Origin of the sequence: Mesorhizobium sp. M7A.T.Ca.US.000.02.2.1, from assembly GCF_003996995.1 — a bacterium.
Classification (GTDB): Bacteria; Pseudomonadota; Alphaproteobacteria; order Rhizobiales; family Rhizobiaceae; genus Mesorhizobium.
On record NZ_RZTT01000256.1, the window covers coordinates 1 to 8966 of the forward strand.

Consider the following 8966-nt stretch of genomic DNA (forward strand, 5'->3'; position numbering starts at 1 on the left):
CACCAGGATAATTCCCAGCGGAATGCCGCAGTCGGCCGCCATGCTGGCCGACGTCAAACGGGCGATGGCGACCACCGCAAGCCTCAACCGCTTGACCTTCAACGACGCGGCTGAAGTCCGGACCCTGTTCAGCGAACTCATTGGCAGGAAGGTCGACGACAGCTTCCTGCTGATCCCGCCCTTCTACACGACCGGCGGATCCGATATCCGCGTCGGGCGCAACGTCTTCATCAATCAGAACTGCACCTTTTATGATCTTGGCGGGCTCGACATCGCCGACGATGTCATGATCGGGCCGAATGTCAGCCTCATCACCTCGGGCCATCCCCTCGAACCGTCGCGGCGTCGCGCCTTCACGACCGCAAAGCCGATCGTGATCGAACGCAATGTCTGGATCGCGGCCGGCGCGACGGTCATCGGCGGCGTGACGGTGGGCGAAAACTCGGTTGTCGCGGCGGGTTCCGTGGTCACTAGGAACGTTCCCCCGAACACGCTTGTCGGGGGAAACCCGGCCAACGTCATCAGGTCGATTGCCGAATGAGGGCGCGACTTTTCATCGGGCGGCCGGACCGACAGATCGTAGTGACATCGTCGCTATGCTATGCTGTTAACGCAGGGAAGGAGCCCATTCATGCGCAAGGACTTCATGCTTGAAGCGTTGCAGCGTGCCACTGAAGACACGTTGCTCAACCGCGACATCTTTACTGTCGAGCCGGATGTCTACGCCGCTTTTCTGGAACGTCTCGACGCGCCGCAGCATCCGAACCACCGGTTGCGCCGCACCATGACGACAAAGCCTCCATGGGACGCTGCATGACGCTGATGATCACGCTCCGCGCCAATCCCCACCGGCCGCTTAGGATGCCGAAGACCAGAGCGCGGCCTCCAAGACCAGATACCCGCCCAGCATCAGCAGCCCGGCGAAGAACACCGTGCGAAACGTCTCGACGCTCATCGCCTGGCGCAGCGCCTGGCCGGCGAACATGCCGGCGAGCGCCGGCGCAAGCGCCAGGACCGATCCCGCCAGTTGCATTGTCGGCGATGCGAACGCGCCTGCCTTGAACAACCCAAAGGCAAGAGCCGCCGTCGACACGGTGAAGGACAGGCCGAGCGCTTGGATGAGGTCTTCCCGGCCCAGCCGCAGCGATTGCAGATAGGGCACGGCCGGGATGACGAAGACCCCGGTGGCGCCGGTGACCAGCCCGGTCGCCACGCCGACCAGCGGTGATACCAACGCCTCGTGGCGCGCCGGCGTGGTGAAGCCAAGCTTGAGCAGGCCGAGAATGGCGTAAAGCACCAGCGCCGCACCGAGCCCGGCCGAGGCAACGCCAGAGTGTGTGCCGGTGAGCAGGCCGGCCCCGGCGACGGTGCCAAGCACGACGCCGGCCATCATCGTCCACAACCGCTTGCACAGCCCGCCGAAGGATGGGCCGGTGAACAACTGCCAAAGATTGGTGACCAGCGACGGGATCAAGAGCAGGGCAGCCGCCTGCGCCGGCGGCATCGTTACCGCCAGCAGCCCCATCGCCACGGTCGGCAGCCCCATGCCGACGACACCCTTGACGAAGCCCGCGGCAAGGAAGACCGCGCCGATCCAGGCGATGACGCCGACGCTCAGCACGGTCGTTCCTTCGGGGTGCCGCTTCGATCAGTCATGCAACAGCATGTCCGCCGCATCATCGTCGGGTGCGGGTTTTGCAGGCGTTGCTTCATGGTGGACAGGGGCAGCCATCGCCACGCAACCGCGCTGGCCGGGCTCCGCTCGCGCCATGGCAAGCGAGGCCACCGCGATCGCAAGCACGATCGCCGCGCTTTCAAGTATGCCGGGTCCATGCCGGCCTGTCGCCTTTTCGCTCATCGCGCATCTCCATCGCAAAAGATTTGACTGACATGCCGGCCGCCCACAATGTGGAAGTTACGCCGTCAGCCTTCGCCTGCGCCGAAGGCTGAAACCCTGCAGGAGAAGAAAGATGCGCTTCGATCTTACCGATCTCCGGCTGTTCCTGCTGGTCGCCGAGCGCGGCAGCATCACCCATGGTGCCGAACTTGCGGGGCTGGCGCTCGCCTCCGCCAGCGCCCGCATCAAGGGCATGGAGGAAAGCCTCGGCGCGCCGCTTTTAGAGCGGCGGCGGCGCGGCGTGGTGCCGACGGCCGCCGGGCAGGCGCTGCTGCACCATGCGCGGGCGGTGCAGAACCAGATCGAGGCGATGGCCGGCGACCTCGGCGCCTATGCCACGGGCTTGCGCGCCCGCGTGCGGCTGATGGCCAACACGGCCGCCACCAGCGCGCTGCTGCGCGACATGCTGCCGGCCTTCCTCGTCGCGCATCCCGGCATCGACATCGACCTCGACGAGCGCCCCAGCCACGAGATCGCAGAGGCGGTGGCAAGCGGTGCCGCCGATCTCGGCATCGCCGCGACCTGGGCCGGCCTTTCGCATCTGGAGCAGAAGCCGTTCTTCATCGACAGGCTCATGGTGATCGCCGCGAGAGACTGGCCCGACCTCGAAGGCAATACGGCCAACCTCGGCGACCTGCTCGGCGAAGCCTTTGTCGGCCTGAGCGCCGGCCATCCCTTGCAGGAGCACATCACCCGTCAGGCCGCCCGCCTTGGCGGTCATCTGCACTTCCGCATCCGCGTGCCCGGCCTCGACAATGTCTGCCGGCTGGTCGCCCAGGGCGCCGGCATCGCTATCGTGCCGGAAAGTGCGGCGCGCCGCTCGGCACGCTCGCTGCGAAGCCTGCGGCTGACCGACGACTGGGCGACGCGCCAGCTGAACCTCTGTGCTCGCCGCTTCGATGAGTTGACGCCACAGGCAAAACTGTTGGCGGCAGCGCTGGTCTGAGCCCTGACAGCGACTACCTATCCCCAGCAACGCTGAATCATTGCCTTGCTTTTCAAATATCCGTGACGTAGCTTGTTTGCACATTGGCAAAAAAATAGCCGAAGTTTTTTCCTTTTGTGAAAGACGGGGACTTTGCGGGAACATCTCGATCTGACCGATCGGCGGCTGGTCAAACAGCTGTCGCAGGATGCACAGCCGGGCATCAACCGCATCGCCGAGATGTTGGCGATTTCGGTGCCGACGGTGCGCACGCGGCTGCGCAACCTGCTCGACCGCAACCTGCTCAAGATCGTCGGCCTGCTGAACCTGACCGAGCGCCCCGAGCTGATCTCGGCCATTGTCGGCATCAATGCCCAGGGGCGCGGCCGGGCCCGCGAACTGGCGCAGCGTATTTCCGAACTGCCCTTCGTCAACTCGGCTTCGGTGGTCACCGGGCGCTTCGACATCATCGTCGACGTGACGGTGGCCGGTGACGTCGCCGATCTCTACCGCGTCACCAGCGAACTGATCCCCGGCGCCGGCGAGCCCGGCGAAGTCGTGCGCAGCGAAACCTTCGTCGTCATGGCGTCCTGCAACAAATGGGTCAGCCTGCCGGAAGGCTGCTGGTCGGACGACCGCAAGGAGCCGGCATGAAGATCGCGGTACTAGGCGGCCTCGGCCTGCAAGGCCGGGCGGCAATCGCCGACCTCGTCGCCAGCGACGGCGTCGAGGAAATCGTCTGCGTCGACACCGCAGCGGATGGCCCGGCCCGGCTTGCCGGCCTGACCGATCTTGCCCGCGTGCGCTTCGTGGTGCCTGAAGGCGCGATCGGCCCGGCGCTGGCCACTGTGCTTGATGATGTCGACGCCGTCATCGACCTGTTGCCGCAGCCGCTGATGCGCCAGGCGGTGCAGGCCGCGATCGCCACGCGCACGCCGCTGGTCACCACCAATTACGCCAAGTCGATCGCCGACCTGGCGCCAGCCGCCGAACAGGCCGGCGTCTCGATCATGACCGAATGCGGGCTCGACCCCGGCATCGACCTCGTGCTGTACGCGCGCGCCGCCAGGCAGTTCGATTCGATTTCCTCGATCGATTCCTATTGCGGCGGCATCCCCGAGCCGAAGGCGATGGCCAAGCCGCTGTGCTACAAGGTGAGCTGGAATTTCGACATGGTCCTGGTCAGCCAGAACCGCGACAGCGTGATGATCGAGGACGGGAAACGCGTCGCGGTGCCGGCCGGCCAGCAGCACGACAATCCGTTCATCCATGAAATCGAGGTTGCGGGTCTGGGCAAGCTCGAAGCCTTCCCCAATGGCGATGCGCTGCATTATGTCGAGATGCTGGACGCCGCAAAAGCGCTGCGCCGCTCCGGCCGCTACACGCTGCGCTGGCCGGGATGGTCGGCCTTCTGGGCGCCGTTGAAGGAGCTCGGTTTCCTCTCTGAGGACAAGGTGCCCGGCACCTCCAACAGCCCGCGCGAATTCCTCGGCCGGCTGCTCGGCCCGCAATTGCAATACGGCCCGGGCGAAAAGGATCTTTGCGTGATGCGCAATGTCTTTTCCGGCCTCGAAGGCGGCCGCGCCAAGACCGTGACGTCGGACCTGATCATCGAGCGCGATCTCGTTTCCGGCCTCTTCGGCATGAGCCTCGGCGTCGGCTATCCCGCCAGCATCGTGGCGCAGATGCTCGCGCGGCGTGAGATCACCAGACCAGGCCTTTTGAACCCGCTGCTCGACGTGCCCGACATCAGGTTCTTCGACGAACTGGCCAAGCGTGGCATCACGGTTTCCGAGACGGTGGCACGGGACTGAGGAGAAAAGATTTTCGAACGGTGGCTGCCGTCGGCAACGGCGCTGCCGCTCAAAAAGCACCCCAAAGGGTGAAAAACAACGTGGAACAATAAAACAAGGAGGAATACCGAAATGAAGATTGCCAGATTTTTCATCGCCGGAAGACTTTTCATCGCCGGGCTTGCACTCGCCGGGCTCACTGCCGCTGCCAGTGCCGGTACGCTCGACGACATCACCAAGCGCGGCGAGTTGCGCGTCGCCGTGCAGACTCAAGGGCCTCCCTTCTCGCTGGTCGGCGCCAATGGCGAACGCACCGGCAGTTCGGTGGAACTCGCCGAAATGATGGCCAAGGAAATGGGCGTCAAGATCACCTTCCTCGACTTCGACTGGGACGGCCTGATCCCGGCACTGCTGTCGGGCAAGGCCGACCTTCTGGTCGCCGACATGACACCGACGCTCGCGCGCGGCATGAAGGTCGCCTTCACCACGCCTTACATGTACACGGGCAGCACCGTCTTCACCAAGGCCGACAGCAAGTTCAAGACCACTGAGGACTGCAAGGCCAAGGGCACCAAGATCGCCGTGCTGCTCGGCGCCACCGGCGAGAAGGAAGCCAAGAAAGCCTTCCCCGACGCCGACATCAAGAGCTACAAGGGCGGCGGTCCGCTGCTGCTCGACGCCGTCAACAACGGCCAGGCCGATTGCGGCGTCAACGACGTCTCGGCGGTCAAGGGCCAGTCGACCGCCTATCCGGCCGACAGCTTCACCATCATGCCGGACCTGTTGTCGAAGGAGCCGCTTGCCTTCGCCACCCGCTATGACGAGCCGGACCTGCTGGTCTGGATGAACCTGTTCCTCAACCAGGTCACCATCGACGGACGCCTGCAGAAGAACCTCGACTACTGGGTCAATTCCGACGCCTGGAAGAAAGACCACTGAGGAATTGAAATAGCGAGTAGCGAATAGGGAGTAGCGAATAGGGAATGGCCGTTCCGGCCATGCTTTTTGCTGCTCGCAATTCTCTACTCGCTATTCGCTACTCGCTACTCGCCCTTCCTGCACTCTGGGGATTGCACCCAACGATGCTCGAAAATTTCAGTTTCCGCACCATCGTCGAATATCTGCCGCTGTTCGGACAGGGCCTGATCACGACCGTCTGGCTGTCGGCGCTGTCCTTTGTAGGGGCGCTGATCGTCGGCATCGTGCTGTGCGCCATGAATCTGCAGCGCGGCTGGCTGTTTCGCGTGCCGGCCAAGGCCTATATCGATGCGGTGCGTGCCACGCCTTTGCTGGCGCAGCTCTATTTTCTCTATTTCGGCCTGCCCCGGCTCGGCTTCGTGCTGCCGGAGCTGGTCGTCGGCATCCTCGCGCTGTCGCTGAACAGCGGCGCCTATATCGCTGAAATCATTCGCGCCGGCATCCTGTCGATCCCGCGCGGCCAGGTCGAAGCCAGCGTCGCCTCGGGCATGACCTATGTCCAGCGCATGCGCCTGGTCGTCCTGCCGCAGGCCTTCAAGGTGACGATCCCGCCGCTGCTTGGCCAGGCGATCGTGCTGGTCAAGGATTCCGCCCTTCTGTCGCTGATCTCGGTTTCCGAACTGACCCGCGCCGGTCAGTTGCTCGCCTCCGACCGCTTCATGCCGGCCGAAGGTTTCCTCACCATCGCCGCCTTCTATCTGCTGCTCTATTACGGCCTGAAAGGACTGGCTGGCGTCTCCAGCCGCTGGCTCGGTACGGCGGGGGCGCGGACATGATCTGGCAACAACTGCAAAGCCTCGCCGGCTCTTATCCGCTGGCCCTGCGCGGCCTCGGCATGACCGTGATGCTGTCACTGATCAGCCTGGTGCTCGGCACCCTGCTTGGCTTCGGCCTCGGCATTCTGCGGACCGGCGGCAACCGGCTGATCTCGGGCTTGATCGGGGCTTGGGTCGACCTGATCCGCGGCACGCCGTTCCTGGTGCAGATCTTCCTGATCTTCTTCATCTTGCCTGAGTTCGGCATCGAACTCGATGCCTTCACCGCCGGCATCATCGCGCTGACCAACCTCGCCGCCTGCTTCATCTGCGAGATCGTCGTCGCCGGCATCCGCTCGGTGCCGACAGGTCAGGTCGAGGCGGCGCTGGCGTCCGGCCTGTCGCGCTTGCAGCGCATGCGCCAGGTGGTCCTCCCACAGGCGATGCGCATCGTGCTGCCGCCGCTGGTCGGGCAGTATGTGCTGCTGATCAAGGATTCTTCCGTCGTCTCGGCGATCGGGCTCACCGACCTCACCCGGGTTGGCTGGCTGGTGGTGCAGCGTGTGCCCAACGGCCTGCTGGTCTTCTTCCTCGTCGGCGTCGGCTATTTCATCGTCTGCTATCCGCTGATCATGCTGGCCCGCCGGCTGGAGCAGCGCATGGGCGCGGCGCATGGCGAGGTGCAGTTGTGACTTCCAACCCCAAAGGTCCAGAAAACATGACCAAAACGGGCCTTGCCAAAACCGGCATGATCGACTTTCGCGACGTCAACAAATGGTTCGGCACGCTCAATGTGCTCAAGAATATCACGCTCAGCGTCGAGCCGCGCGAAGTGGTCGTCGTCTGCGGCCCGAGCGGCTCGGGCAAGAGCACGCTGATCCGCTGCGTCAACGGCCTGGAGGCGATCAAGGACGGCGACCTCGTTGTCGACGGCCAACGCCTGGGCGACCCCGCCACCAACATGACGCAGCTGCGCACCGAGATCGGCTTCGTCTTCCAGTCGTTCAACCTCTACCCGCATAAGACGGCACTCGAAAACGTCACGCTCGCCCCAATCCATGTCCGCAAGATCCCGCGCGCCGAGGCTGAAAAAGCAGGCCGCGAATTGCTGGCCAAGGTTGGACTCGCCGATAAGGTCAATGCCTATCCCGCACAGCTCTCCGGCGGCCAGCAGCAGCGCGTGGCGATCGCGCGTTGCCTTGGCATGCGACCCAAGATCATGCTGTTCGACGAGCCGACCTCGGCCCTCGATCCCGAGATGATTTCCGAAGTGCTCGACGTCATGGTGGCGGTCGCCGAGGAAGGCATGACCATGATGGTGGTGACACACGAGATGGGCTTCGCCCGCAAGGTCGCCCAGCGCGTGGTGTTCATGGACGCCGGCGCCATCGTCGAAAGCGGCACGCCGGACGAGTTCTTCTCACACCCCAAGACCGACCGCAGCCGCGCTTTTCTGAGCAAGATTCTCAGACATTGAGGCGCGGTCAGGCCGCCTCTTCCGGATTGCCGCCAATGGCGAACGCAACCCGGCCGCGGCGCCTCAGCAGCACGATGGCGAGGAAGGCGATGACGCCGCTCGCGGCGACGACCACCAGGACCCACAGGGAATTGGCGACGGATGTCCGCGCCATCATGAAGGCGAGCGCGAACGGCGCGAAGGCCGAGGTGAACTGACGGGCAGCGCTCGCCCATCCGAGCCGCGCGCCATAGCCTTCGCGGCCGAAGAGTTCGAGCGGCAAGGTGCCGCCGACGATGCTGGTGAGGCCGGAGCCGAGGCCGAACAGCAACACGAACACGAAGGCGCCGGGCAGCCACGGCGTCGTCAGCAGCAGCGCGCACAGCCCGGCTGTGAGCAGCGACGCGGCAATGACGGCAAGGTGCGTTTGCTGCCGGCGGCCGCCAAACAGCATGTTGATCAGCCGGCTGGCGACCTGCGCCGGTCCGAACAGGGTCGAGACGAAGAGGCCTGCGGTTCCGAGCCCCAGCGCCGCCGTCAGCGGCACCATGTGGATGAGGATCGCCGACAGCACGAAGCCCTCGGTGGCGAACCCCGCCAGCATGAGCAGGAACACGGCCCGGCCACGCCACGGATCGAGCGGCGCGCCCGCTTCAGGGATCGGCTCGCGTTCTTGGCTTCTGGCCGTTGCATGGCGGCGCGACAGGCGCATCAGCCAGGCGTGGATCGGCAGGCAGAGGCCGAGATTGAGAGCGGCGAACAAGAGATAGACCTCACGCCATGTCAGATGCGCATGCAGCGCCGAAGTCAGCGGCCAGAACAGGGTCGAGGCAAAGCCGGCGATCAGCGTCAGATGGGTGATGCTGCGTTGCGGCCGGGGAACCCCGATCTGCACGATCGCGACGAAGGCAGCGCTGTAGAGGACGAAGCTGGAGGCCAGTTCCATCGCCAGCAATGCCAGAACGAAGGTCACGCGGTCGGGCGCGACGGCGCACAGCGCCAGCGCCACGGCTGCCGCCACCGAGCCGACGGTCATGATGCGGCCGGCGCCGAAGCGGTCGGCCCACCGCCCGGCAATGGCTGGGGAGTTCGGGCTCACGGAAGGCTGGGTGTTCGGCGCGCTGTCGGCCTCGCTGTTTGCCGGCAGCCTGTTCGCGCCGAC

12 protein-coding genes are annotated in these 8966 nt (G+C 64.9%); 9 read left to right on the plus strand and 3 right to left on the minus strand.

Translation table 11 applies throughout. The features are described 5' to 3' along the window. Positions 1–541: sugar O-acetyltransferase (locus EOD15_RS22115; RefSeq protein WP_348629430.1), on the plus strand; the 541-nt coding region annotated here is incomplete at its 5' end. A gap of 90 nt (positions 542–631) precedes the next feature. Beyond that, on the plus strand, positions 632–817 hold the full coding sequence (locus EOD15_RS22120; RefSeq protein WP_245463733.1) for a DUF1778 domain-containing protein: 186 nt from the start codon (positions 632–634) through the stop codon (positions 815–817). Between the two features lie 39 nt (positions 818–856). On the opposite strand, the gene EOD15_RS22125 is transcribed toward EOD15_RS22120, so the two are convergent. After that, positions 857–1621, minus strand: a complete 765-nt coding sequence (locus tag EOD15_RS22125; protein ID WP_127322508.1) for a sulfite exporter TauE/SafE family protein — start codon at positions 1619–1621, stop codon at positions 857–859. Positions 1622–1648: 27 nt separating this feature from the next. Then, on the minus strand, positions 1649–1858 hold the full coding sequence (locus EOD15_RS22130; protein ID WP_127269973.1) for a hypothetical protein: 210 nt from the start codon (positions 1856–1858) through the stop codon (positions 1649–1651). A 112-nt stretch (positions 1859–1970) separates the two neighbouring features. Here EOD15_RS22130 and EOD15_RS22135 point away from each other — a divergent pair, with 112 nt between their 5' ends. From EOD15_RS22135 to EOD15_RS22165, 7 genes are all read left to right on the plus strand, one after another. Further along, positions 1971–2843, plus strand: coding sequence for a LysR substrate-binding domain-containing protein (locus EOD15_RS22135; protein ID WP_127408822.1), 873 nt, complete (start codon positions 1971–1973; stop codon positions 2841–2843). 132 nt (positions 2844–2975) lie between these two features. After that, positions 2976–3476 carry an Lrp/AsnC family transcriptional regulator gene (locus EOD15_RS22140; RefSeq protein WP_127271168.1) on the plus strand — a complete coding sequence of 167 codons (501 nt, stop codon included), beginning with the start codon at positions 2976–2978 and terminating at the stop codon, positions 3474–3476. Beyond that, a complete protein-coding gene (locus EOD15_RS22145; RefSeq protein ID WP_127408823.1) occupies positions 3473–4636 on the plus strand; it encodes a saccharopine dehydrogenase family protein in 1164 nt (387 codons plus the stop codon). The genes EOD15_RS22140 and EOD15_RS22145 overlap by 4 nt, the downstream gene beginning before the upstream one ends. A 111-nt stretch (positions 4637–4747) precedes the next feature. Beyond that, positions 4748–5554, plus strand: a complete 807-nt coding sequence (locus EOD15_RS22150) for an ABC transporter substrate-binding protein (RefSeq protein WP_127322024.1) — start codon at positions 4748–4750, stop codon at positions 5552–5554. Positions 5555–5697: 143 nt separating this feature from the next. Continuing rightward, the gene (locus tag EOD15_RS22155; protein ID WP_127271796.1) at positions 5698–6369 is read left to right on the plus strand and encodes an amino acid ABC transporter permease; all 672 of its coding nucleotides are present in this window, start codon (positions 5698–5700) and stop codon (positions 6367–6369) included. Beyond that, positions 6366–7040: an amino acid ABC transporter permease gene (locus EOD15_RS22160; protein ID WP_127272108.1), complete on the plus strand. Its 675-nt coding sequence runs from the start codon at positions 6366–6368 to the stop codon at positions 7038–7040. The genes EOD15_RS22155 and EOD15_RS22160 overlap by 4 nt, the downstream gene beginning before the upstream one ends. A 56-nt stretch (positions 7041–7096) precedes the next feature. After that, on the plus strand, positions 7097–7825 hold the full coding sequence (locus EOD15_RS22165; protein WP_164761932.1) for an amino acid ABC transporter ATP-binding protein: 729 nt from the start codon (positions 7097–7099) through the stop codon (positions 7823–7825). A 7-nt stretch (positions 7826–7832) separates the two neighbouring features. On the opposite strand, the gene arsK is transcribed toward EOD15_RS22165, so the two are convergent. After that, positions 7833–8966 (minus strand): arsenite efflux MFS transporter ArsK (gene arsK, locus EOD15_RS22170; RefSeq protein WP_245463734.1); only part of this gene is annotated, 1134 nt, incomplete at its 5' end.

Excerpts from the sequence above, each read along its gene's own strand:
- EOD15_RS22120 (WP_245463733.1), top strand. The coding sequence starts at position 632 with ATGCGCAAGGACTTCATGCTTGAAGCGTTGCAGCGTGCCACTGAAGAC.
- EOD15_RS22130 (WP_127269973.1), bottom strand. The coding sequence starts at position 1,858 with ATGAGCGAAAAGGCGACAGGCCGGCATGGACCCGGCATACTTGAAAGC.
- EOD15_RS22135 (WP_127408822.1), top strand. The coding sequence starts at position 1,971 with ATGCGCTTCGATCTTACCGATCTCCGGCTGTTCCTGCTGGTCGCCGAG.
- EOD15_RS22145 (WP_127408823.1), top strand. The coding sequence starts at position 3,473 with ATGAAGATCGCGGTACTAGGCGGCCTCGGCCTGCAAGGCCGGGCGGCA.
- EOD15_RS22150 (WP_127322024.1), top strand. The coding sequence starts at position 4,748 with ATGAAGATTGCCAGATTTTTCATCGCCGGAAGACTTTTCATCGCCGGG.
- EOD15_RS22155 (WP_127271796.1), top strand. The coding sequence starts at position 5,698 with ATGCTCGAAAATTTCAGTTTCCGCACCATCGTCGAATATCTGCCGCTG.
- EOD15_RS22160 (WP_127272108.1), top strand. The coding sequence starts at position 6,366 with ATGATCTGGCAACAACTGCAAAGCCTCGCCGGCTCTTATCCGCTGGCC.
- EOD15_RS22165 (WP_164761932.1), top strand. The coding sequence starts at position 7,097 with ATGATCGACTTTCGCGACGTCAACAAATGGTTCGGCACGCTCAATGTG.